Origin of the sequence: Azotosporobacter soli (assembly GCF_030542965.1) — a bacterium.
Lineage (GTDB): Bacteria > Bacillota > Negativicutes > SG130 > SG130 > Azotosporobacter > Azotosporobacter soli.
This window is the reverse complement of the sequence record NZ_JAUAOA010000004.1, coordinates 66,247-89,379: the sequence shown is the minus strand read 5'-3', so window position 1 is coordinate 89,379 and position 23,133 is coordinate 66,247. Positions and strand designations below refer to the sequence as shown.

The window sequence follows — 23,133 nt, the reverse complement described above, 5'->3', positions numbered from 1 at the left end:
ACTCCGGCCTTTTTTGACCGAAGTTTTTCAGGCTCTTTTATTTATAAAGCAGCAAGACCATCGTGACTGCACAGGCCAAGATCATTCCCGGTGCATTGCGCTTCGCGGTTTCCATCGGCGAGACGCCGGCAATCGTAGAGCAGACGATCAGTCCGCCCGCCACCGGCGACATCGTGCGTCCCAATGCGCCGGCAATGGCCGCCATGCTTCCCATGTCCACCGGCGACATGCCGAACTGCGCCGCATGGACCGTGACCGCTTTGTTGAAGGCGACCGCCGCCGCATCGCCGGAACCGCTGACCACGCCGAGTATGAACGGGCCGACCGTCGCGCTGATCTTGGCAATGGAAGGATTGCTGGTCATCGCGTCCATCAGCGCCTTGATCAGGCCGATTGCATTCATGCCGCCGACAAATACCAGCGCACAAATGATGATACCAAAGACATGTCCGAACGAATCGCCCGCGCCATGCCAGAATTCTTTCGAGATGGTGGCCGGATTCATCCGCGTGACGGCAAAGGCACAGAACACGCCGATGATCATCGCATGCGAGATCGCAAGCGGAGCAAAGGCCGGCACGATCTTCATGCTGCCTAAGACGAGGATCGCTATCGGTATGAGCGGTACCATCGCTTTTGGCAGGCTGACTTTGAAGTCTTCCGCCGGAATCTCCATATCCGCAGGCAATACATAGTCCTTATGCTCGTTGCGCAATCGGGCGATCGCCCAGAGACTCACGGCTCCGATCACCCCCGATGCAAGGAGCGGCCAGAAGTGGTTCGCGACGACCTCGACCGGAGTCGAGTTCGATACGTTGACGATCAAAGCGACCTGCGGATAACCGGGATTGAACATCGCGCCATAGGTTCCCGCATAGATGCAGGCAGCCGCAATCGCCGGGTGGATACCGGCCGCCATCATCAGCGGGATCAGGATCGGTCCGACGGCCGCCGAACAGCCCGCCGAACTGGTGACCGAGGTATTGATGAACAGCGTCACCAGCGTTGCCGCCGGTATCAACAGCGGACCTGCCTTGCGTAGCGGTTTGATCAAAAGACTGATCAAATGCTTATCGCACTGCGTTATCTTCATGACCATCGCAAACCCCATCACGGCGATGATGGCTTCGAATAATTTGCTCTCCAGCATCGCATGCGAAAAAGCTTTGAACGGCGCCAACAAGTCCCCTGCCAGCAGCGACATGACAAGACCGGAACAGAATAAGACCAGCCTGGTTTCATACCGCTTGGCCAACAGGTAAATCGTTACTAAGACCACGAGACTTCCCAGTACAATCATCATACAGACAACCTCCTCGATTTTCCGCTTCCCTGCCGCTTGGGACAGGCGAAACACAGCCTACGCAAGAACCTGCTATTTTGCATAATAGTTGATCAGGCAACCGCTTAAAAGGATCTTCCGTTCCGCCTCCGACAGGTTTTCCAGTTTCAACGTGAGCGGTTCTTGGACGTTTTCTTTCCATATATAAGCCTGCACCGTTTGCGCGCCGTTTTCTACCGCCGCACGGACGCCCGGGATGTAGAGGAAGTCGGCGGACGTGAATTTGTCGCTGTCGGCGGCGGCGATCGTGAACGGCACCAGCCCCCAATTGATCAGGTTGCTGCGATAGCGCTTGGTGGCATATTCAACGGCGACATTGGCATCGCCGCCCAGCACTTTCTGGCAGGAGGCCGCTTGCTCACGCGCAGAGCCGTCGCCCGGCTTAAGCGCGAAAATGACGCTGCCCAGACCAGTTGTCGCAATCCGCTCGTCAAGTTTTGTTCCCGCTAGCGCCAGCGGCGCAAATACCGCTTTTATTTCGGCAGATATTTCGCCCTGCTGGCGTTTCATTTCCAAAGCCTGCACCGCTTTTGCCCTGCCGACGTAAGCCGGATCTTTACGCGACAGCGTGAACTCGGCCAAGCGCATCGGGTTCGAACGGAAAGAGGAGGTATCTCCGGACGGTATCAATTCGTCGGTCGTCGTGACCGCATCATGAATGACCGCAGCCACTTTCAGCAGCAGATTCTCCGGCAGTGCCCGCATTGTCGGCCACGGTTTGATATTGGGCCCGAAGACCAACTCTTCTTGCGCATCGGCTTTGCCGAAACCCTGATAGACACGATTCTCATACACTTCTTTGGCAAAATGATAGACAGGGGGCGATTCGACGAACTCCACTTCCGTAGCCGCCGTCAGCCGTCCGCCGTTAAGCGAGGTCGCGGCGATCGACCGCGCATCCATCAATGCGACCGATGCGATCTGACCTTCCGCCGGTTTTGAGCCTTCACGGTTCGGAAAATTCCGCGTCGTGTGCCGAATGCTGAGCACGCCATTGGCAGGCACGTCACCCGCGCCAAAGCACGGACCGCAGAAAGCCGAACGGATGCTGCTGCCGGCAAGCGTCAGTTTTTCGATCGAACGATTCTTCATCAGTTCTACGAACACCGCTTGGCTGGAAGGGTACACGCTTAACGAGAAAGCGCCCAGCGCCTTTTGTCCGAGGATATCGGCCATGGCTGCCACATTTTCAAAAGTACCGCCCGCACAGCCGGCGACCACCGCCTGTTCGACCTGAAGGCGACCATTTACAATCTTATCGGTCAGGGAAAATTCGAGTTTTGGATTGTCCAGCTGCTTTTTCCCTTCCAGTTCCACCTGGCGCAAAATGTCCGCCGCGTTTTCGTTCAATTCCGCGATGCTCCAAACGTTGCTGGGATGGAACGGCAGCGCGATCATCGGCTCAATGCGGCTCAGATCGACCTTGACGATTCCGTCATAATAACTGACTTCGCCCGAATTCAACGCCTGATAAGCATCCGACCGGCCATGAATGCGGTAGTGTTCGGCTACCTGCCCATCCGTGCGCCAGATCGACGTGAGACAGGTCGTCTCCGTCGTCATCACATCGATGCCGTTGCGAAAATCGACCGTCAGATTGTCGATGCCCGGTCCGACGAATTCCATCACTTTATTTTTTACAAAGCCGTTCTTGAACACGGCCTTGATGATCGACAGCGCCACATCCTGCGGGCCTACGCCGTTTTTCGGCTTGCCGCTCAGATACACGCCAACCACATCCGGATAGGAAATATCATAGCTGCGCTGCAGCAGTTGCTTGGCGATCTCGCCGCCGCCTTCACCGATCGCCAGCGTGCCCAATGCGCCGTAGCGTGTATGACTGTCGGAACCGAGAATCATCTTGCCGCAGCCGGTCATCATTTCGCGCATATATTGATGGATGACAGCCTGGTGCGGCGGCACGAAGATCCCGCCGAACTTCTTCGCAGCTGCGAAGCCGAAGACATGATCGTCTTCATTAATGGTGCCGCCCACCGCGCACAGACTGTTATGACAGTTCGTCAGCACGTAGGGAACGGGAAACTCCTTCAAGCCGCTGGCAACAGCGGTCTGGATGATGCCCACATAGGTGATGTCATGCGAGGCCAATGCGTCGAAGCGCAGTTTTAGGTTTTCATTGTCGCCGCTATTATGGCTGCTCATAATCTGATAGGCCATCGTGCTGCGCCGTGCTTTCTCCCGCTCGATCGTGCTTTCACACAGCGGTTCCAGGCCTGCTTCCGCCAGTTTTCGATTGCAGGCTTCCACGCCGAGTCGGTCGGCATCTTCCAGCAAAACCTGCCCTTTTAAGAGATACATCCCCTGCTTTTGCAGTTCAACCATTCCTATCACGCTCTTTTCCTCAAAATAAATAAACACACTTTTCGTGCGTCGATTTTCATTTACAATATTCTGAACTTTTCTTTCCGCTCACATTGTACTATACTATTAGCCATAAACATAATATCGGTATCTTATCTCATCCTATAACTTTTTCTTATACAAGGATGTGTTTGCACGTGGACGACAAAGACTGGATCATTTTAAAGACCATTTCAGAAGAGAAAACCATTTCGAAAGCGGCCGATCGTTTGTACCTTTCGCAGCCGGCCCTGAGCAACCGTTTGAAGAACATGGAACGGGAAGTCGGAGCCAGCATTGTGCTGCGCACTTCAAACGGCGTCGTCTTCACGCCGGAAGGCGACCACTTGCTGGCCTATGCGTTGGACTCTTTACGCCGCCAGACTTTCGTGAAAGAGCGCATTCAAAACATGGGCGGCGCAGTATACGGCACGCTCCAGCTCGGCACGTCGGCGGTCTTCGCGCATTGCGAACTGCCTGCGATCCTGCAGGGATTCACCGCGCTTTATCCGGCGGTTGAGATCTCCGTCAAGACCGGGCTCAGTTCCAAAGTCACCAAAATGCTGCAAAAAGAAGAAATCTCGGTCGCAGTGATCCGCGGCGACCACTTCTGGCCGGAGAAAAAACATATGCTCAAGAGCGAGCATCTTTGCCTGGCTTCGTTTTCGCCCATCGCATTTGACGACCTGCCCCAGCGCCCCCGCATCCACTACGGCACAGACCCTTCACTGCGCAATATGCTGCATGATTGGTGGCACGAGACCTTTGCCTGCCCGCCGCGAATCAGCATGGAGGTCGACAGCATGGACACCTGCCGCCAGATGGTCCTTCACAACCTCGGTTGGGCCATCTTGCCGGAAGCAGGGCTAAAAGAGCCGCACAATCTTCATACGCAGAACCTGTATTGGCGTGATCAGACTCCGGTACTGCGCCCTACCTGGCTGCTCTATCGCAACTGGTCTGCAGAACTTCCGGCGGTCAACGCCTTCATCCGTTATCTGCAGGACTATTACGCGCCATGAAATTATAAAAAGCACCCTGGAAAGTAGTGACCGAAAATCGTCTCTACCTTCCAGGGTGCTTTTAAAGTATTCGCTGTCTTTTATTTCTTAACGCACTACGCCTTAATGGCCCAGCGCAATTTTGCCGAACGCGCGCGACTGTTGATGTGGCACTCTTGCGCCGACGCACGGATCGGATCGGGTGCGATTTCGCTATAAACGCCTTCGCGCAAGAATTGCTTGAACGATTTTTTAACGCGACGGTCTTCGCCCGAATGAAAGGTAAGAATCGCAACGCGTCCATCTTTGGCAAGAACGTCCGGCAGCTTCGCCAAGAATTCATCCAGCACTTCGAACTCATTGTTGATATCGATACGCAACGCCTGAAACGAACGCTGACAGGATTTTTTTATTTCATCCTCGCTGATCTTCGGCACGACCTTTAACGCTTCTTTGATGATGTCGCGCAGCTGCGCGGTCGTCGCGATCTTAATGCCTTTTTTTATATTGGAAACGATCGCGCGGGCAATCGCCTCGGCATGCGGTTCGTCCGCATTTTCGATCAGCATGTATTGCAATTCAGCCACCGTCATTTTTTGTAACCGGTTGGCCGCTGAGAAACCACTCTCCGGATTCAGTCTCAAATCGAGCGGGCCTTCCGTCTTAAAAGAAAAGCCCCGCTCCGGATTGTCGATCTGCATCGAGGAAACGCCAAGATCGGCCAGGACAAAATCAAAAAGTCCCGCTTCGGGAACGATTTGGTCGATTTGCGAAAAATTCATTTGCCGGATCGCAACCTTTTCCTCGCCATAGCCCAAACGTTCCAAACGTTCTTTGGTGCGCGGCAATTCGATTGGATCGACATCCGTTGCATAAAGCCAACCTTGCCCTGCCAGTCGTTTGGCCATTTCCAGCGTATGTCCGCCATAGCCGAGCGTCGCATCGAGTCCGGTCTGACCCGGCTTGATTTGCAGGATTTCCAGGATCTCGTTGACGCAGATCGAAATATGCATCCCGGCGGGCGTGTTGCCCTTTTGTATGATCTTTGCCACATCATCCGCATATTGTTCCGGTTGCAGTTCTTTGTATTTTTCCTTGAAATTCTTCGGGTGCGTGCCTTTATAGCGAGGACGCCTCTGATGTTTCGTCTCATTACCGTCCAATGTCTGCTCTTTTTCCATGCTCTTCCCTCATTCTTATCCTATATTCTACAAACTACATCATAGCAGAAATGGCTCTGCTTTGGCAGAAGGAAAAAGAAAAAAGCCCGCACAAAACATTGTCTTGTATAGGGCTTTTAGGCAACAAGCTCTCGTTGCTATTTAAAAGATGTTTTAAAACTCATTTTGTTGGCTTCTTACTCAGGGCTTTACCATATTTCCCTGGCGTGATGCCAACCATTTTTTTAAATACATTTCCAAAGTGACTTTGATCGGAAAAACCAGTCGCCAACGCAACCTCGCTCCCTGTCATTCCGGATGCCAGCATCTCCTTCGCACGACGCATGCGCACCTGCTGTTGGTAGAGATGCGGCGGTATGCCAACCTCTTGGCTAAAAATCCGTATCAAATGATACGGACTCGTATAAGCAAGTGTTGCTAACTCTTCCAAAAACAAAGGTTCTGCATAATGCGTCTCAATAAAGACTTTTACCCGACTGACTCCGTAATTTTTCATGCCGCTGCACTTAGAACTGGAGATCCCAAGACGCTCCATTACCTCGCCGCTCAAAGAAAAAAGTTCACTTTGTTTAGAAAATTCATCTCCTTCCGTCGCTAGTAATATATGCAGTTTGCGTAACTCACTAAAAATTTTCCGGTCATCCAGCAACAATGAAGTGCATTCATATTTTTCTTCAAACCCCATCTGCTGCAGCATTTCAGGACCTAACAGCAACAACCGATAACTGTGTCCCTCTTTATTTTCTCCGCAAACATGCGGTTCGGCGGGCGGTATGATAAAGACCTGTCCTGGCAAAATTTCATAGCACTGACCGCGGCAATGCAAGATGCGCCGCCCATGTTCGACAATCCCAATACAAAAGCTGCTATGCGTATGCCGCGAAAAAGTATGTTGCATTTGCTTGCCCCATACCAGTTCAACTCCAAGGGACTGCCTCAAGTCAAAAAAGCGCAATTCTCCCGGCGTTTGCTTCATTACCATCACCGCCCGCACAATCTCCGTCGTCCTTTAGTCTTTATAACAACGCTGGAACAAATTTCGCCAACAGATACAAATCTTCCTCCCCAGCCTGTACGCAATGCACAAGCTTTGCCGGAATAACCGCGCTTACGCCCGGCTTGTAAATGATATTGCGTTTTTCCATCCGACACTGCCCTTCCCCTTTGATCACTTCATGCAATTCCCATTCTGCCGCATGATTATGCCAGCCGATTTCACAGCCTTTTTTCACCCTAACCAAGTGACTGCTGAATTTCCCTTCCGTTTTTTTACCGGTAACCAGATGTTTCAGTGCGACGCCTACAAAGCTTGGGTGTTCATGCCACTTCAAACCGGCTGTCTTTTCCATTTCAACCTGATCAAACACCGCTTCCGTTTCTATTGCCTTTACTAAGTCTTTATTCATTTTGTCATTGCCCCTTCGCTGCTTTTTCTATTTAGCATACGCCTTCCATAGGGCAACGTCTTGCAAATTATTGCGGTTTTTTCAAACACAGCAAACACAATAAGAGAACTCGATCCAGTTCACCGCCACGCCTTTCTTTTTTCCTCTCAGCACAAAGGCGAAGTCACTTGTTTCCATATCTTATAACCGACTTTTCTTTTTAAAATCGATTCCCCTGCCGAATTTTCCGCATTGTCCTTTCATTTCAAAGCATGCTCTTCTCGCTAAAGTTTAAACTTTGTTTAAAATATCGCCGCACCTTTTTTGATAGACTATAGTCAAATAAGATAAAGGATGGTGCATAGACTTGTTGCAAGCAAAAAAACTGACTTATACCCTCATGGCCTCGTTTTTTTTATTCTGCTTCTTGCTCGCCGGTTGCGGCTCAGTGGACAAAAAGGCGGAAATGGGCAAAGCCCTGCTCGCTCTCGAAGCGCCGATCACAAAGATGTCCGACACGACCGACAAATGGGGCGAGGCGATGGACGGCGTGATGGACAACAAAATGAGCAACGCCGTCGCCAATCAGGCCTTTCTTAAAGTAAGCACGCAATATGCCGAAAGCGCCGAGGCCGTCAAAAAAGTGGCGACGCCCGACTGGCTCAGCGATGCCAACAAGAAAAAATTCGATTTGATGAAAAAGCTCTATGCCGACAGCGCGACCTTGATGGCCGATGCGAGCAAAAATTCGGCTGACATTCTGGCCAAACGCAAGATGACGCCGCAGGAAGTAAAACAAATGTCCGACAACGCACTCGTCTTCTCTTCCTCGCTGCAAAAAGCAACTGTCATTTACCAGGATTGCGCCGACGGCAAATTGAACGAATAAAAAAAGACATCCGCCGCAAGTTGACGTTTGCAGCGGATGTCTTTTCTTATCGGCCCCGTTATAAAGTTGCAAACACCTGCACGCCGTAAAGCGAGCCGTCCGGTGCAGTGCATATGCCAATGCCGACATGCGTATACTTCGCATGCAGGATATTGTCGCGATGTTTCGGGCTGTTCATCCACGCCTTTTCCAAAGCGGGAACGCTGGCATTGCTGGCAATGTTCTCGCCCGCATAGCTGTAACGGATTTTCTTCGCATCGAGACGATCAAACGGCGACTGACCGTTGAGATTCGTATGGTCAAAATATCCGTTCTCCACCATATCGACCGCATGCGCTCGTGCAACCTGACTTAACCTAGCATCCACTTTCAGCGCGGCCAAGCCTTTCTTCTTCCGATCCTGATTCAACAGCTCCACCGCCTGCGACTCCTGCTGCGCAACAGATGCATCACTCGCCGCAGCGTCCGAACCGCCGCCTTGCGCTTCCTCACCCCAGATCAGCTTTGCGCCGTTCACGCACATGTTGAATTTACCGAACAGAACCGTCCGCGCATCCGTTCCCGCCGGGCATTTTTCGCCGTCATAATAAGAAAAACCTTCTTTGATCACCGTACGTTTGATCGCGTCGCTTTGCCCCTCGCCGTTGTCAACGGAGCTATAGAGATAGGCGTATTTGAGCTTCGTCGAGTCCGGAAACACATACTCCTTTTCCGTATGCGCCGGAACATTATACCAGCCTTTGCAAAGCCACTTGCCGACATTATCGTCGCGATACAAGATCGCAAACGATTTTTTCGCATCATAATTATTAACCACCGTAAGGTTGAACGCCTGTGCGGTCGGCACCGCCGTCCAAATGTAAAAGGCCGCCACGACAGCGCTTAGCACCAAGCGCCACTTCGAGAAACAAAAACTTTTTTCTTTCACGCTAACACCTCTCGTATTTCTTTCTTGCCATTCATCATACCATTTCATCGCCTCAGCGTGCGATTAAAAAAGATTTTTAACTTGGCGAAGCTTTTTTGTCTTGGGATAAGTAAGCCAATGAATTTTTGCTCGCAACTAATTTCTTAATAAAACAACCGGACAATATAAAGGATGGCAGCCAACCAAATCAGAATAAAAATTCCTCCGACCAGCCAGTTCTTCGGTTTATTTCCCGGGGAATGATTCCGGGCGTATTCTCTGCAGTCTGTGATAATCGCTTGCGGTATCAACTTTAACGCTAACCAAACGCCAAGCGGTATCACGATGAAGTCATCCAAATAGCCGATGACCGGGATAAAATCCGGTATTAAGTCTATCGGGCTTAAAGCATACCCCACTACCACCGCAGTAACCAACTTCGCCAACAATGGCGTCCGTGGATCGCGCAGCGCCAAATATAGAATATACACTTCGCCCTTTAAATTTTTAAGCTGTTGTTTAAAAGAGTTCCAGACGCTATTAGGCGTTTGGTGGTGGTTCGAATTTTCCATTTCGCTCCTCCTAAGTCCGGTTCTCTTACTCTAAACTGCAAAGGCATTTTACAATGTAACCACTTTCTCCTTCCACAATCTATCTTCCTTCCATAAAGTATACCATCCCCCCCTATTCCGCAGTATAGTCCCAATGTCCGTTCCATTTTTTCATTAGATCAACTATCATGTTTCCTCCGCCTCCAGTGCAAAAAGCAGAGGAAATCGCAGCATTACTTCTTAATAGGAAAAGAATTACCTTGCTTCCATTTTTTCCCTGTGTTATGATGACAGGCAGATACAGACAAGCCTTTTTGATTGAATCCCTCACCGGAATCAAATCATTCCCTTCCATAAATGCAGCAAACATCACTACATGATCATCACAATAAAACGAAATACAGGAGGGTTACAGATGCAACAATTCAGCATACGCATTTTATTTGTTTTAAGTCTACTCATCGGATTAGGCACCGGCGCTACGGTTTCGGCAGAAGACACCGCTAAAACCGCTCCGGTCAATCTTACAATCGAACAATGGGTCGGGCACACTTTCACATTTCGTGAACTGCCTGCAGATAAACAAGCAGCCGGTTATGGAATCTTTAAAATTGATCAAGCCACACAAGGTTTTGACGGCGATCAATCCGTCCGCCTTCCCTATTCCGCTTACGTAAAAAAACAAGTCACCGTTACTGAAATCGCAAATTTTCCAGCGGGCAATACCGTGAATGAAGCGATGGTATATATGACGGTAAATGAGACCGGCGAAAAATTAGTCGGCCGCAGCATGCGTCAGCAATTAGACTCTTTGCTGCTAACCTCTGACTTGTCGGATGCCCGTAACCAGTTTTTAAACAAGACCGTCTATCCTAAATTTAGAGAGCTATCCGGTTGGTCCAGCACCGGCGAAACGCCAGTAGCGCCGGTAGCGATTAAAATCGGTTCGCCAGTCACTGTAATTGATGTCTATCCAGGCATCCAATCGCAAGAACCGATTTGGTTGATCGTTTCCGTAAATAATGAAAAAGCGATCTTACCGATAAACTACAGTTGGACCAATACGCCGGTTGCCTCTTGGAGCAAAAATCCGGCATGGAAAAGTTACCTATTTACCGAAGATCCTCGCATCAGCCTCGGTTGGTCGCGTGAATTATGGACCAAAATCGAAAATGCGAGCGTCGTCGAAGGCATGAACAAAGGACAAATTATGCTCAGCTGGGGCAAGCCTGTTTCCATGGAAGAAAATAATTCCGTCTGGATTTACGGTTCGAAGAAGCTCAGTTTTGACGGCGATGTTTTGCGCTCTATTTCCATCATTGACGCAAGCAAGTAGAACGTCCATCACCGCAAGTCTGGCTTAATGAATATGGATGGGACAAATTAAACGCCAAACCAGAACGACATAAGGTGAGCATTTTATTGAAAAGCCATTTGGCCTGTATATTTTAGTAATGAACCCAAGAAGGTGCAAACTTTCTTGGGTTCATTTTTAAAGAGGAGGTGTGTATCATGCTTTGGCCCATACTAATAGGCATTCTCTCCGGCTGGTTAGCCGGCAACATCATGCGCGGCAGCGGTTTTGGCTTAATCGGTGATTTGCTCGTAGGCATAGCCGGCTCTTTCATCGGCAGTTACCTTTTTACCTTTTTCGGTTTAACTGCTTATGGCGCCATTGGCGAAGTAATCATGGCAACCCTCGGCGCGATTGCAATGTTGGCGGTCATACGTTTTCTCTAACTTCAGGCAATATTGCCTTCTTATGAAAAGCGGTCATATCCGAATTATGACCGCTTTTCGTCGTTCATTGCTATGCCTTTCTTTTCTGCGTTGCAACATTTCCATTCCTGACTTCCTTTTCGTTTCAACGTTCGTTCTCTTTTATGCAAATGGACAGCCCGCTTTTTTCCGGCTATACTGACAGCAGAGAATAGCGTAAAGGAGATTTGCTTATGTTGATGACGGCCATTATCTTTATCAGTCTGGCCGGACTGTTTTATACCATCGCCGTAATGGCGGAAAAGGCGCAACGAATATTAAGGCACTGGCATGTCGCGTTGTTTTGGCTCGGCTTTGTCTGTGACACAATCGGCACGACAACGATGGGCAAGATCGCCGGCGGCATCCAGGCAAACTTTCACGGCATCACCGGTATAATCGCACTGCTCTTGATGATCGTTCACACGATCTGGGCCACCTGGGTGCTGACCTCAAAGAACCATAGGCTGCAACTCAGCTTTCACAAATTCAGCGTCATCGTCTGGGCCATCTGGCTGATTCCGATGGCTTCCGGCCTCTTGTTCGGTATGGCGCAAGTTGACTAAGCCGTTGCATCTTAATCGCCCCTATCACATTGACGACAAGGGTATCCTAAATATATAGAGGTGTTCTTATGATCCGAAAAGCCGTTTCTGCAGATATAATGAATGTCATGAAAATCATCGAAGAGACCATTGTTGAAATGCATTCGTACGGCAACACGCAGTGGGATGAACATTATCCCCAAGAGAAAGACTTCTTGCATGATATGCAACGCGGTGATCTTTATCTAAGCGAACGCGAAGAAAAGATAGTCGGCTTTGCCTGCATTAATACAATCGAGTCAGCCGAATATAACAGCTTACCTTGGTCGCTGCAGGAGACGGCTATGATTCTCCACCGTATGGCGGTGGCCCCGGCTCGCCGTAGAAGTGGAGTGGGTCTGGAGCTAATGAACTTTGCCGAGGAACGTGCACTTGAAAATAATATGCGCTATTTAAAAACCGATACCTATTCCATCAATATAAAGATGAATGCCCTCTTCGTAAAATGCGGCTATCAACGGATTGGCGAAATGAAATTCCCAAGTAAAGAGAAGCCTTTCTACTGCTATGAAAAAGTATTGCGTAGAGTCAGGTAACTAATGATCTCCGAAAAAAAGCGGTTATAGTCCTGATTTTCCAGGGACTATAACCGCTTTTTCATCACAGGCATCTTATCAAGCCACCGCTTTACCGCCTTTAAACAAAAGCCAAAATGCAAAGGACAATTCTCCGAGCGCCATCGGCAGGCTAAGCAGCAATTCAAGCGTTGCTTTGTAATGTTCATAGTCAGACCAAAGTAGATTCGCAAAATTAGTTGTTACATAACAGAAAGCGCCTATTATCAATAAGCCGCCTAAAATTTTAGGAATGTAGCCCGCTTTAAGAACTAAATAACCGAGTAAAAAAAGATGCACGCCGAAAATAAGTAAGCCGGCAGACCATTCCATCATAAACGCTTTAAGAAATAAAAAAACCTGCGCCTGCAGCGCTTTGCTGGTAAATAGCGTCAAGTAGTCGGCATCGCTTACAATCAGCAGCACTTTAAGCAAATTGAACATAGCAATTCCTAACATCGCTGCATACATCAATCGAAGCCAGGCCATCAGCAACGCCAAATTCTCATTGACCGGCCTGAGAAAAAGATAAAGCGCCCACGCCACTACGACATCACAAAGAAGCACGATCAGAAAACTGCAAACCGTTAAACGAAGGAGCATTGGCGAAGCCATGATTTGATTGACTGTCGCTGTTGCATCGCCCGGCGCAATAAGATGGCCGAGCGCAAATCCGTATGCAAAGAGGGCCGCTATCGTCATCAGAAAAAATGCAATCCCTGCCGTTATTGCAACTGTACGCTGCGATAATTCTTTCATTCTCAATCCTCCGCATACTTTCATTAGGCAAGCACTCGAAAACTCTCACTGCCGCCCCTTCAGCACCGCCCGCAGCACATTCTTGCCGTCTTCATACTGATATTGCAGCGTTTCGCAGAGTTTTTCCAACAGCGTCAGCGCGAGGTCATCCGAACGTATTCCTTTTTGCAAAAGCGCGAACGGCGCGCCTTTGCTTTCGATTCGGCATTCCAGGCTGCCGCTTTTTTCCGAATAGGCAAGACTGAGCAGGATGTCCGCGAAATCCTGCTGCAGGCTTAACGCTTCTTCAACGACCAAGAGCGCATTGCGGCAAACCTCTTTGCCCAGCAGATGTTTTTCGCAGAAGCTTTCGATCTCAGCATTCATCGCATACAGATCGTACTGCGCGCTGCTGATAGAATACTGAAAGCTGCGTATCCGGTTGATAAATGATTTTGTTTTTTCCTTTTCCGGCGCGTCAAAAATTTGCTGCGCCGTTCCCTGCTCATAAATGACGCCTTCATCCATATAAAGAACGCGGCTTGAAATATTGCGGGCAAATTCCATCTCGTGCGTGACGATCAGCATCGTCATGCCCTCTTTCGCCAGACGCCGGATGACCGCCAGAACCTCGCTCACCATCGTCGGGTCGAGTGCGGACGTCGGCTCGTCAAAGAGCAGCACTTCCGGCTCCATCGCCAGACAGCGTGCGATCGCCACGCGCTGCTTCTGTCCGCCGGAAAGCTCATCGGGAAAACTGTCCGCTTTTTCGCCAAGTCCCACCAGCTCTAAAAGCTGCAGCGCTCTTTCTTGCGCTGCAGCTTTGCTTTTTTTCAGCAGCTTGATCGGCCCGAGCGTGAGGTTATCCAGCACCGAAAGATGCGCGTACAGGTTGAACGACTGGAACACCATGCCCATTTTTTGCCGCACGCGCGCGACGTCGGTCGTTTTGGCGAGCAGCGGCGTCCCGTCAATAAAGATCGCGCCGCCATCCGGGACTTCCAGCAGATTCAGGCAGCGCAGCAGCGTGCTCTTGCCAGTGCCGGACGGCCCGATGATGGAGATGATCTCCCCCTTCTCGATGACTGCGTTCACGTCTTTCAGCACGGTCTGTCCATCGAAGCGTTTGCAAAGATGTTCGATTCTGATCATAATGCGTCCCGCCTTGTCTTGCGTTGTTGTTTCGGGTCAAGCTTCGCTCCGGCATAATCGAGCGCCAGCGCCAGCGACCAGGAGACGATAAAGTAGAGCACCGCCACCATGACGATCGGGAAGAATGCGTCGAACGTGCGGCTGCGGATGATATCGCTCGCTTTCGTCAGATCCTGCAGCGCGATATAACCGACGACCGAAGTCATCTTCACAAGCGAGATGAACTCGCCCTTATAGACCGGCATCACCTGGCGCAGCGCCTGCGGCATGACGATGTAGACGAACGTCTGCAGTCTTGAAAAGCCGCCCGCCAGCCCCGCTTCCGTCTGGCCTTTGTCCACGCTTTCGATCGACGTGCGGAACATCTCCGAGACATAGGCGGCGAAATTCAACGCGAACGCCAGCACCGCCGCGATAAGCGGATTGACATCAACGCTTGCAAACGCGACGTAAAAGATCAGCATCAGAAGCACCAGCACCGGTGTTCCGCGCATCAGCGCGATATAGACTTTGGCACTGCTGCAGACAAGTCTGTTTTTCCGCATGCGCATAAAGCAGATCAGCGCACCGAGCACCGTGCCGAAAAAAGAAGAGCTAACCGACAGCACAAGCGTCGTCTGCAGGCCGTCGAGCAGCAGCAGATATCGTTTTTCACGGATGATATTGTTGTGAAAACTGTCGGCAAGAGACTGCCAGCCGCTTACTGCGACTGCCGCATTCGTTTCGCCTTGCGCCTGCGCAAGATTTTTCTTCAACGCAAAGGCGCTTGCGCCCAGTTCGTAGTACGGTTCGGAAAAATCGATCTGCTTTTTGCGCTCTTGCGTGATCATCAGCGTGCTGGTGATCTGGTCGATCTTATTGCCGGAGACCGCAGGAATCAGCGCGCCGAACTCCATATCGGAAAGTTTGAGTTCTTTGCCGAGATAGGCGGCAAAACGCTGCGCCATCTCCACGTCAAAACCGATCATCCGGTTGTCTTTGACGATCGTAAAAGGCATGCCCTTGTCGCTTACGATGCCGACCGTCAAGACGCCGTTCGTCTTCGGATTCTCAATGTCCGGCATCTGCGTCGTTCCATCCAGTATCCAGCGCCTGACCATATCGTCAAAGACGCCGCTTTCTTTCAGTTGCCGCAAGAAGAGATCGAACTGGCCGCGCAATTCGTCATTGCCCTTCTTAAAGCCCATGCCGATCGGCACCGAAAAGATCCGTTCCGCCAGGAAGCCGATCTCGTCATCGCCGCGCAATATTTCGAGCAGCGTCTCATGCGTATAAAAGGCGGCGTCCACCTTGCCGGTCTTTACCGCCAGCACCAGATCGGACGGACTCTTATATTGAAGCACCGTCGCGTCGGGAAACGTCTTGGCAACGTATGCATCATGAACGGAACCGAGCAAGATGCCGATGCGCTTGTCCTTCAAGTCTTCCAGCGTCGCCAGTTTCGCGCCGCTTCGCTGCGTCGCCTCGTCCTTTGGCGCGCCGCAGCCCACTAGCGTCAATAAAAACATTAGCAGCAACAACAGCAACCCTGTCTTTTTCTTCATCGTTTTACTCCTTGGTTATGTCACTTTTGAAACCATGAGCCGGATGCTAACACGGCGTCATGCACGTACCGACACTTTCTCTTTTTGAGCCAGGACTTCCTTCTTATCAAGTCAATTATATTTCTAGCAAGAAGTGTTCATAATCTCGTCACGCGTGGGTGACATTTCTTTCCGTATTAGGACGGTTTTGATTCATCCAAATACTTCAGTTCAAAAAACATCACTTCGTTTTCCAAGTACGAAGCTCCTCATACAAAATGGAAATGCCCCTGTCAATTTCTTCCGCTGTTGTCCGTGCCACGCTGAGACGAATGCCGCTTTGCTGTCGGCAATTTTCGATAAAGCATTCGTTCCCAGGCGTCACTATGACGTCTCGCTTCTTCAAGATTTCGACAAACTGCTTTTCATTCACGTTCTCCGGCAGTTCTAAATACGAATAAAAGCCGCTTTCTCCGCCAATCCACGCTGCGCCATATTGCTTAGCTTCCGCAAAACGAAGTCTAAGACAGTTTAACCTGGGCGCCAGTTCTTTTTTCATTGCGGCAATATGCTTTTTCAACACGTTGCTGCGGATATAGATTTCCAAGGTCGCTTGTGAGACCAACGACGGTGAAAAGTACGAGTGAAAATAGGACTGCTTCACCTGTTCCGAAAATATGGACAGCAGTTGCGTCGGAATAACCGTAATCCCGATTCGCAACCAGGGTATTATTTTAATAAAGCTCTTCAGATAAATATGGTGCTGCTGGTCGCCATACGAATATAGGGCGTCGCCGTGATTGCCAAAGCGGATATCACCAAAATAATCGTCTTCTACAATATATACGTCATATTTTTCCGCCAGACGTGCGATTGCCTTGCGCTGCTCCCTTGAGTAGCAAGTCCCCAGCGGATTATGACTGTTGGGAACCGTATAAAAAAACTTGATCTTTTCATTTTTGAACAGTCGCTCCAACGTAGCGATGTCAATGCCGCTTGCGTCACGCTGTATGCCGATTACTTTGACGCCGCTGCTTTTTAAAAACCAGTTGTAATAACGAAAAGTAGGCTGCTCAATCAATATAGTATCCTTTTGATTTGGAAACGACATATGCGTTAAAAGAGTCAGCGCTTGCTGCACGCCAAGATTAACAAAGATGTTTTCCGGCGACGCAAAGACTTGAAAATCAGCAAGATATTTGGGCAGCAATTTGCGCAGCGACGGTGCGCCGTACATTTCATGCCACTCCGCACTATTTTCATTGCAAATATCAATCGCCCGGTCAAGACAGTGCTTTATGTCGGGCGTATGTATTTTCCCCAGCATCGGATTGCCTCTGGCAAAATCAATTACACTGCGCTCCGTTTGTTCCAGCTTGCGCCTATTTTCGAGAACATAGCAACCGCTTTGCGGAACGGAATAGACCAAGTGCTTGCTTTTCAAAACCTCATACGCTTTTACTGCGGTATTTTGACTCACCCGGTAGGAAGCGCACAATTCACGTACCGAAGGTAGTCGTTCGCGCGGCTTAAATCGCCCCTCCTGTATTCTTTTCTCGATATCCGCAGCGATTTCTTCATATGCTCGCTTCATTCCTACGCCCTCCAACTGTATCGATACAGTTAGAGTATACCACAATTGTTGCCGCCATCTTGCGACGATATAATGAATGCAGCTTACACTTATACACCGGGAGGAATCGCTATGTCATACCCTCGCATTTTGCTCAACGTCTCGCACATCCTCATCGACGGCCTGTTCGACAGCGTTCCTTTGCTGCTTTCTTTCATCGCTCTCTCCTTCGCCGCCAGCGAAAAAGAAGTGGGCTTTGCCGTATCGCTTGCCATTTTATTCACTACACTCTGCGGACTGTTCAGCAAGTTTTTCTCGCGTCATTTTAGTTTGTTCCGCGCGATAAGCCTCATCGTTTTACTCGACGGCATCGGTTTTTTTCTGGCCGCTTTTTCCGCATCAATTCAGCTCGCCGGTTTTTGTTTTATCATCGCAATTGCCGGTTATTGCGCCTTTCACAACATTGCCTTTTCTCATCTTAGCGCAACGACGCCCCGCCGCACTTTAGGTCAAACAATCGGAAATTTCACCGCGCTCGGAGATCTTGGACGCATCCCCCTTGCTTCATTAGCCGCCTTCATAGCCGCCATTCCGGTCTTCGGCTTTGCTGGCTGGCGCTTCATTTGCCTGGTCTATGGAATAGTCGCGCTGCTGTTCGCGGTTTTTCTTTTCTTGCTCGGCGCAAACCAGGAAAAACCGCCCGTCCTTTTAGCAACGGACAGAGATCAGCATCTCCCTGCTTTTTCGCTCTTACGCAACCGTCAACATGCACTGCCCATAAGCGCCAGCATCTGCGACGCATTTGCCAGTGATCATCTCTTTACCTTTCTGCCCTATCTTCTCTTCGCCAAGGGAATTGCCCCGACAGTCATCGGCACCTTTGCCATGGCTTTCACCTGCGGCTGTTTACTCGGCAAAATCGCTTGCGGACGTTTAGTTGATCGCTTTGGTACGCGAAAAGTATTTGTCCTATCCGAATTGTTGATGCTATTTTTGCTGACGCTGCTGCTTGTCAGCACGCAACTGTTTATCATTATTGGCGCATCGCTGCTGTTGGGGGTCGTAACCAAAGGAACTGTTCCTGTAATCCAGTCTATCCTAGGCGAGTCCATTCGCGAAAAACATCTTTATGATGACATTTTTCCGCTCAACACTTTTTTCCGTGGCAGCACAAATATGCTTACGCCGTTACTCTTCGGCTGCATCGCAGCAAGCTTCGGCATAAACTGGATTTACGCATTGATGGGCCTTGCCGCCTTCTGCGCCGCACTCCCCATTCTGTTCCTGCCTTCGTCACACCCCAACGAAATTGAAAGTCTGCAAAGAAAAAACAGTCCTCCTGCATTATAAAGCTAAAACCGCTTTTCCAAGCGCCGACAGGCGCAGCCGTAAATAATCACGCCAACGTCGCTTCCGCTAGAGGATTTTGGCAAAAAAGTCTAAGCTCTTATACAAGAATAACGGGAGGTGCTTTTATTGAAACATAACAAGATTGTCTCCTTACTCTGTCTGGCTGCCATTCTCATGACGCTGATCTGCCCGCTTGGCGGCATCGTCGAGGCCGCATCATTCCGACCGGAAAAACGGACGGATGGCATGGTGTTAAGCACGCAAAAAATTGCCAACGAAATCGGCATGAAGGTCCTGCAAGACGGCGGCAATGCGATTGATGCCGCGGTGGCTGTCGGCTACGCGTTGGCGGTCGTTCACCCTGTCGCCGGAAATCTCGGCGGCGGCGGCTTTGCCGTGATTCATCTAAAATCCGGTGAGGATGCCGTTTTGGATTTTCGTGAAATGGCTCCCGGCAAAGCAAGCCGCGACATGTACCTCGATGCCAGCGGCAACCCGGTTCCGAAAGCCAGCACCGACGGATACCTGGCCGCCGGCGTTCCCGGCACCGTCGCCGGCATGAGCGCTCTCCTGCAGCGCTACGGCACCAAGTCGTTAAAAGAACTGATCGAACCGTCAATCCCCTACGCGGAAAACGGCTTCGCAATCAGTGCCCGGCAAGCGGAAACCTTTGTCGAGCATGCATCCCGTCTGAAACAGTACGCTTCCAGCCGCAGCTATTTCCTTAAAGCGGACGGTTCCACCTACAAAGAAGGCGAACTCCTGATTCAAAAGGACCTGGCCCGCACGCTGCGCGCGATTGCCGCAGGCGGTCCTGACGCCTTTTACAAAGGCGAAATCGCCGACCGGATCGCCGCGGACATGGCCGCCAACGGCGGCATCATCAGCAAAGATGACCTCGCCAAATACAAGGCCATCTGGCGCGAACCGGTACGAGGCGATTATCGCGGCTATCAGATCATCTCGATGTCTCCGCCCAGCTCCGGCGGCACGCACATCATCCAAATGCTCAATACCCTCGAGGGTTACGACCTGAAAGCCATGGGTCATAATTCCTCCGCCGCCGTCAACGTCATCGCCGAAGCGATGCGCCGCGCCTATGCGGACCGCTCCGAATTCATGGGCGACCCGGACTTCGTCAACGTTCCCGTCAAAGGACTGACCTCCAAAGGCTATGCGGCAGAAATCCGCGCTAAAATCGAACAGGGCAAAGCAACGCCTTCCAGCGAAGTCCGCCCCGGCAATCCCCAGATTCATGAAGGCACAAATACCACGCACTATTCGGTCGTCGACAAACAGGGCAACGCCGTTTCGGTCACCTATACGATCAATGACTATTACGGCAGCGCCGCAGCGATCGCCGGTGCGGGATTTTTGCTAAACAACGAGATGGATGACTTCTCGATTAAGGCTGGCGTCCCTAACTTATACGGTCTGGTCGGCGGCGATGCCAACGCAATCGCGCCGTACAAACGTCCGCTCAGTTCGATGTCGCCGACCATCGTCACCAAAGACGGCCAGCTGGTTTTGGTCGTCGGCAGCCCCGGCGGCTCCCGGATCATCACCACCGTACTGCAGGTCATCCTCAATGTGATCGATTTTGACATGAACATCCGCGAAGCGGTCGATGCGCCGCGCATCCACATGCAGTGGCTGCCGGATGAAATCCGCATCGAAAAGAACGGTCTGAACCAGGACGTCATCAACAAACTGACTGAGATGGGTTACAAGATCGCTCCTAAAGCGCCGATGGGCGACGTCAATGCGATCATGATCGATCAGCAAAAACATATTATGTACGGCGCCAGCGATCCGCGCAATGAATTTTAATAAAGAAAAAGGATGATGGCGATGGCTTTAGCCAGCTTTAAGGCAGCCGCGTTGACCAATGAAATCGGCTTAAATAAATTAGCAGCCCATTTCGGCATTGACCGACGTTTCACCTGGGAAGATTCGCTGTTGCTGACGGCGAGCTCACTCCGCGGCATCCTGCGCGAACCGGCGGATAAATCCGTTCATGTTTATCCGTTCGGCGCGATTGTCTTCGTAAATTGCCAGCACCATGAGATCATGGATTTGATCCGCTATTTCTCTCAGGTGGAAAAATCCCTGGCGCATGTGCAGCAGTTGGATCACAGCGACGAATATGAAATCCAGGTCAGTAACCAAGAGCCGCCAGGCATCAGCAATGATTATCTGATTACCGAGGCGGAACAGCCCTATCACCGCGACATTGTCGCCACGGTATTGGCAAAATCGGTGGCGGTGGAGCGAATCGAAGCGGAAGTCGATATTCTGGTCGATGAAATCGAAGAAATCGTCGCGAACTTGCGCCAGGGTCGGCTTAGCGTGTCCGATGACCAGTTGGCCAAAGTATCGGCCCGCATCTTAGGCTTTAAACTGGCCGCCGTATCCTATATCATGCTGTTGGACAAGCCGAAAATCACCTGGAACAATGAAGCAGCCAACGCCCTGTTTGACGAGCTGTGCACGCTATTCGAACTGACCGGCCGTTATGAAATCATGCGCCATAAGACCGAAATGCTGATGGACATCACGCAGGTCTTTGCCGACTTGGCGCACGCAAAACGCGGCAACCGGCTGGAATGGGCGATCATCGTACTGATCGCGATCGAAATCGTTCTGGCGCTGATTGAAATGTTTGTAAAACGCTAAAATATAAGAAAGGCAAGGCTTCTCTACTCGGAAGCCTTGCCTTTTTTCGCTCTTAACGTCAAGCTATTACGCCCCGCCATTTCCTGTTTTCATCAGCTTCTTCTTAGCGTTTATCTTTTTTCGGTAGCAACGCTTCGTTTTATCGTCTCCAACATATTCAGTACTTCTGCAGACAGTTCTTCAATTCCCCTCACAGACAGTCTGGCTCCGTTCAAATCGCGTTGCTGATAGAGGCGAATCGCGGCCGCACAACTCTGATGAAACTGTGCGTGAACCCGGTCTAATTCCTTGAACGCCTCCAGATGACCGCAGCTTTGCTGACCGCTGCCGAAATACCATTTTCCCAGACGGCAAATATGGTGGTCTTTTACCTTTTCTTCTTCCAACGTCACAAGGCCACGCAACATATATTTGACATTGGCCTTCCAGAGCATATGATCCGTTTTGGCCAACTCGATGATTTCCGTCGACGTAAATCGGATGCCGGACGCACTTATGTCGCTACGCAATTTATTTAAGCTGTTCAATACGCCGCGCAAGTCCTGGTTGCAAACTTGGGTGGCCTCATTGATCTGCGTGGATCGCGCCGACGCTTCTTCCACCGTGGCCGTTATTTCTTCAAACGTAGACGTCTGCTCTTCTATTACCGGCGCCAGGTTATGCACTGCGACTCCGATTTGCGAAAAAGCATGTTGAAGGTTTTTCACACTTTGGTTGGCCGTATTCACCGCCGCAAAGTTTTGGACAAACGAGCTGTCCATTTCGTGGAAATTATTGTTGATGTTTTCGACTTCTTTACGAATCGAAGTAAGATGATGGGTGATTTCCGCTACGGACTGGCTCGATTGTTCCGCCAGCTTGCGCACCTCATCGGCCACCACGGCAAAACCGCGCCCCTGCTCACCCGCTCGCGCCGCTTCAATCGCCGCATTAAGAGCCAATAAATTGGTTTGTCCCGAAACGTTGCTGACGACGGCGACAAGATTATCGATATGCGCCGTGGCCGCCAACAATTCGTTGACGCGTTGCGTCATCACGCCCAGCTGCCCTTGCGCTTTCTCGGTTTCCGTAAACAGTGTTTCCACCCGCGAACTTACTTGTTGCATCGAGTCTTCGCCCGTCTTTGTTTGTTCCGAAGTTTGCGCGGCAGAATCGGCCAAATCACAAACCGACTGCGTAAGATGCGTTACGACGCCGGCGATTTGTTGAATGCTTTCCGCCTGCTGTTCAAACTGCTCCGCAACCTCATTCAGTTTATCGCCGCTTGCCAAAGCAAGAAACACACTCTGGTTGAGATCCATCGACAGTTTGGCGTTCATGCTTTCTTGTTCTTCGGCTTGTTTCGTTGCATTTGCCGACAGTTGCTTTACCAAACAGGCGATCGGAAAAAGCGGATCTGCTTCCGACAGGCCAAACTCCACGCCTTTTTCTCCGGCGCAAAGTTTTTCCAGGCCTTCGCTAAGCATACGCAAACTGTCGCTCTGACCTCGCTGTTTTGCACCTCTGACGTAATCAAACATATTCCTGACCCGCCTCCTTTTCTGCCTAGCAAATTGCGATGGCTGTCTGTTCTTCGTCCTAAAAACA

General features: G+C 50.6%; 21 protein-coding genes. 9 read left to right on the top strand and 12 right to left on the bottom strand.

The window, feature by feature from the left end:
* Nucleotides 1–37: 37 nt before the first annotated feature.
* On the bottom strand, nucleotides 38–1,303 hold the full coding sequence (gene dcuC, locus QTL79_RS05980; protein ID WP_346354053.1) for a C4-dicarboxylate transporter DcuC: 1,266 nt from the start codon (nucleotides 1,301–1,303) through the stop codon (nucleotides 38–40).
* Nucleotides 1,304–1,375: 72 nt separating this feature from the next.
* The gene (locus tag QTL79_RS05975; protein WP_346354052.1) at nucleotides 1,376–3,685 is read right to left on the bottom strand and encodes a hydratase; all 2,310 of its coding nucleotides are present in this window, start codon (nucleotides 3,683–3,685) and stop codon (nucleotides 1,376–1,378) included.
* Nucleotides 3,686–3,861: 176 nt separating this feature from the next.
* On the opposite strand from QTL79_RS05975, the gene QTL79_RS05970 reads away from it, so the two are divergent.
* On the top strand, nucleotides 3,862–4,725 hold the full coding sequence (locus tag QTL79_RS05970; RefSeq protein ID WP_346354051.1) for a LysR family transcriptional regulator: 864 nt from the start codon (nucleotides 3,862–3,864) through the stop codon (nucleotides 4,723–4,725).
* Nucleotides 4,726–4,820: 95 nt separating this feature from the next.
* Here the strand turns inward: QTL79_RS05970 and rsmH are convergent, their stop codons facing one another.
* The 3 genes from rsmH to QTL79_RS05955 all read right to left on the bottom strand — a co-directional run bounded on the left by rsmH (nucleotide 4,821) and on the right by QTL79_RS05955 (nucleotide 7,291).
* Complete coding sequence (gene rsmH, locus QTL79_RS05965; RefSeq protein ID WP_346354050.1) at nucleotides 4,821–5,885, bottom strand: 16S rRNA (cytosine(1402)-N(4))-methyltransferase RsmH; 1,065 nt, start codon at nucleotides 5,883–5,885, stop codon at nucleotides 4,821–4,823.
* Between the two features lie 160 nt (nucleotides 5,886–6,045).
* Nucleotides 6,046–6,861: an AraC family transcriptional regulator gene (locus QTL79_RS05960; RefSeq protein ID WP_346354049.1), complete on the bottom strand. Its 816-nt coding sequence runs from the start codon at nucleotides 6,859–6,861 to the stop codon at nucleotides 6,046–6,048.
* Between the two features lie 40 nt (nucleotides 6,862–6,901).
* Entirely contained in the window at nucleotides 6,902–7,291 is a 390-nt protein-coding gene (locus QTL79_RS05955; protein WP_346354048.1) for a cupin domain-containing protein, read from the bottom strand.
* Nucleotides 7,292–7,637: 346 nt separating this feature from the next.
* Here QTL79_RS05955 and QTL79_RS05950 point away from each other — a divergent pair, with 346 nt between their 5' ends.
* A complete protein-coding gene (locus tag QTL79_RS05950) occupies nucleotides 7,638–8,159 on the top strand; it encodes a hypothetical protein (protein WP_346354047.1) in 522 nt (173 codons plus the stop codon).
* A gap of 58 nt (nucleotides 8,160–8,217) precedes the next feature.
* Here the strand turns inward: QTL79_RS05950 and QTL79_RS05945 are convergent, their stop codons facing one another.
* Both QTL79_RS05945 and QTL79_RS05940 read right to left on the bottom strand, forming a co-directional pair.
* Entirely contained in the window at nucleotides 8,218–9,087 is an 870-nt protein-coding gene (locus tag QTL79_RS05945; RefSeq protein WP_346354046.1) for a CAP domain-containing protein, read from the bottom strand.
* Between the two features lie 143 nt (nucleotides 9,088–9,230).
* Entirely contained in the window at nucleotides 9,231–9,638 is a 408-nt protein-coding gene (locus QTL79_RS05940; RefSeq protein WP_346354045.1) for a YkvA family protein, read from the bottom strand.
* A 394-nt stretch (nucleotides 9,639–10,032) separates the two neighbouring features.
* On the opposite strand from QTL79_RS05940, the gene QTL79_RS05935 reads away from it, so the two are divergent.
* The 4 genes from QTL79_RS05935 (at nucleotide 10,033) to QTL79_RS05920 (ending at nucleotide 12,516) form a co-directional block, all read left to right on the top strand.
* A complete protein-coding gene (locus QTL79_RS05935) occupies nucleotides 10,033–10,953 on the top strand; it encodes a hypothetical protein (RefSeq protein ID WP_346354044.1) in 921 nt (306 codons plus the stop codon).
* Nucleotides 10,954–11,129: 176 nt separating this feature from the next.
* Complete coding sequence (locus tag QTL79_RS05930) at nucleotides 11,130–11,357, top strand: GlsB/YeaQ/YmgE family stress response membrane protein (protein WP_346354043.1); 228 nt, start codon at nucleotides 11,130–11,132, stop codon at nucleotides 11,355–11,357.
* Nucleotides 11,358–11,569: 212 nt separating this feature from the next.
* On the top strand, nucleotides 11,570–11,941 hold the full coding sequence (locus tag QTL79_RS05925; RefSeq protein ID WP_346354042.1) for an HsmA family protein: 372 nt from the start codon (nucleotides 11,570–11,572) through the stop codon (nucleotides 11,939–11,941).
* Between the two features lie 68 nt (nucleotides 11,942–12,009).
* On the top strand, nucleotides 12,010–12,516 hold the full coding sequence (locus tag QTL79_RS05920) for a GNAT family N-acetyltransferase (protein ID WP_346354041.1): 507 nt from the start codon (nucleotides 12,010–12,012) through the stop codon (nucleotides 12,514–12,516).
* A 78-nt stretch (nucleotides 12,517–12,594) separates the two neighbouring features.
* Here the strand turns inward: QTL79_RS05920 and QTL79_RS05915 are convergent, their stop codons facing one another.
* The 4 genes from QTL79_RS05915 to QTL79_RS05900 all read right to left on the bottom strand — a co-directional run bounded on the left by QTL79_RS05915 (nucleotide 12,595) and on the right by QTL79_RS05900 (nucleotide 17,541).
* On the bottom strand, nucleotides 12,595–13,293 hold the full coding sequence (locus QTL79_RS05915; RefSeq protein WP_346354040.1) for a DUF4386 domain-containing protein: 699 nt from the start codon (nucleotides 13,291–13,293) through the stop codon (nucleotides 12,595–12,597).
* A gap of 45 nt (nucleotides 13,294–13,338) precedes the next feature.
* Nucleotides 13,339–14,424, bottom strand: coding sequence for an ATP-binding cassette domain-containing protein (locus QTL79_RS05910; RefSeq protein ID WP_346354039.1), 1,086 nt, complete (start codon nucleotides 14,422–14,424; stop codon nucleotides 13,339–13,341).
* Nucleotides 14,421–15,968, bottom strand: a complete 1,548-nt coding sequence (locus QTL79_RS05905) for an ABC transporter substrate-binding protein/permease (RefSeq protein ID WP_346354038.1) — start codon at nucleotides 15,966–15,968, stop codon at nucleotides 14,421–14,423. The genes QTL79_RS05910 and QTL79_RS05905 overlap by 4 nt, the downstream gene beginning before the upstream one ends.
* A 220-nt stretch (nucleotides 15,969–16,188) precedes the next feature.
* Nucleotides 16,189–17,541, bottom strand: coding sequence for an aminotransferase-like domain-containing protein (locus QTL79_RS05900; protein WP_346354037.1), 1,353 nt, complete (start codon nucleotides 17,539–17,541; stop codon nucleotides 16,189–16,191).
* A 72-nt stretch (nucleotides 17,542–17,613) separates the two neighbouring features.
* On the opposite strand from QTL79_RS05900, the gene QTL79_RS05895 reads away from it, so the two are divergent.
* The 3 genes from QTL79_RS05895 (at nucleotide 17,614) to QTL79_RS05885 (ending at nucleotide 21,546) form a co-directional block, all read left to right on the top strand.
* Complete coding sequence (locus tag QTL79_RS05895; RefSeq protein WP_346354036.1) at nucleotides 17,614–18,870, top strand: MFS transporter; 1,257 nt, start codon at nucleotides 17,614–17,616, stop codon at nucleotides 18,868–18,870.
* A 126-nt stretch (nucleotides 18,871–18,996) separates the two neighbouring features.
* Nucleotides 18,997–20,700, top strand: coding sequence for a gamma-glutamyltransferase (gene ggt, locus QTL79_RS05890; protein WP_346354035.1), 1,704 nt, complete (start codon nucleotides 18,997–18,999; stop codon nucleotides 20,698–20,700).
* Nucleotides 20,701–20,721: 21 nt separating this feature from the next.
* Complete coding sequence (locus QTL79_RS05885) at nucleotides 20,722–21,546, top strand: RMD1 family protein (RefSeq protein ID WP_346354034.1); 825 nt, start codon at nucleotides 20,722–20,724, stop codon at nucleotides 21,544–21,546.
* 110 nt (nucleotides 21,547–21,656) lie between these two features.
* On the opposite strand, the gene QTL79_RS05880 is transcribed toward QTL79_RS05885, so the two are convergent.
* The gene (locus QTL79_RS05880) at nucleotides 21,657–23,066 is read right to left on the bottom strand and encodes a methyl-accepting chemotaxis protein (protein WP_346354033.1); all 1,410 of its coding nucleotides are present in this window, start codon (nucleotides 23,064–23,066) and stop codon (nucleotides 21,657–21,659) included.
* Nucleotides 23,067–23,133: the final 67 nt, after the last annotated feature.

What these genes read in the sequence shown, in the direction of transcription:
- QTL79_RS05975 (WP_346354052.1), bottom strand. Translation starts at nt 3,685, where the DNA reads ATGGTTGAACTGCAAAAGCAGGGGATGTATCTCTTAAAAGGGCAGGTT.
- QTL79_RS05925 (WP_346354042.1), top strand. Translation starts at nt 11,570, where the DNA reads ATGTTGATGACGGCCATTATCTTTATCAGTCTGGCCGGACTGTTTTAT.
- QTL79_RS05905 (WP_346354038.1), bottom strand. Translation starts at nt 15,968, where the DNA reads ATGAAGAAAAAGACAGGGTTGCTGTTGTTGCTGCTAATGTTTTTATTG.
- QTL79_RS05895 (WP_346354036.1), top strand. Translation starts at nt 17,614, where the DNA reads ATGAATGCAGCTTACACTTATACACCGGGAGGAATCGCTATGTCATAC.
- QTL79_RS05935 (WP_346354044.1), top strand. Translation starts at nt 10,033, where the DNA reads ATGCAACAATTCAGCATACGCATTTTATTTGTTTTAAGTCTACTCATC.
- QTL79_RS05910 (WP_346354039.1), bottom strand. Translation starts at nt 14,424, where the DNA reads ATGATCAGAATCGAACATCTTTGCAAACGCTTCGATGGACAGACCGTG.
- rsmH (WP_346354050.1), bottom strand. Translation starts at nt 5,885, where the DNA reads ATGGAAAAAGAGCAGACATTGGACGGTAATGAGACGAAACATCAGAGG.
- QTL79_RS05930 (WP_346354043.1), top strand. Translation starts at nt 11,130, where the DNA reads ATGCTTTGGCCCATACTAATAGGCATTCTCTCCGGCTGGTTAGCCGGC.
- QTL79_RS05920 (WP_346354041.1), top strand. Translation starts at nt 12,010, where the DNA reads ATGATCCGAAAAGCCGTTTCTGCAGATATAATGAATGTCATGAAAATC.
- QTL79_RS05900 (WP_346354037.1), bottom strand. Translation starts at nt 17,541, where the DNA reads ATGAAGCGAGCATATGAAGAAATCGCTGCGGATATCGAGAAAAGAATA.
- QTL79_RS05885 (WP_346354034.1), top strand. Translation starts at nt 20,722, where the DNA reads ATGGCTTTAGCCAGCTTTAAGGCAGCCGCGTTGACCAATGAAATCGGC.
- dcuC (WP_346354053.1), bottom strand. Translation starts at nt 1,303, where the DNA reads ATGATGATTGTACTGGGAAGTCTCGTGGTCTTAGTAACGATTTACCTG.
- QTL79_RS05955 (WP_346354048.1), bottom strand. Translation starts at nt 7,291, where the DNA reads ATGAATAAAGACTTAGTAAAGGCAATAGAAACGGAAGCGGTGTTTGAT.
- QTL79_RS05940 (WP_346354045.1), bottom strand. Translation starts at nt 9,638, where the DNA reads ATGGAAAATTCGAACCACCACCAAACGCCTAATAGCGTCTGGAACTCT.
- QTL79_RS05880 (WP_346354033.1), bottom strand. Translation starts at nt 23,066, where the DNA reads ATGTTTGATTACGTCAGAGGTGCAAAACAGCGAGGTCAGAGCGACAGT.
- QTL79_RS05960 (WP_346354049.1), bottom strand. Translation starts at nt 6,861, where the DNA reads ATGAAGCAAACGCCGGGAGAATTGCGCTTTTTTGACTTGAGGCAGTCC.
- QTL79_RS05915 (WP_346354040.1), bottom strand. Translation starts at nt 13,293, where the DNA reads ATGAAAGAATTATCGCAGCGTACAGTTGCAATAACGGCAGGGATTGCA.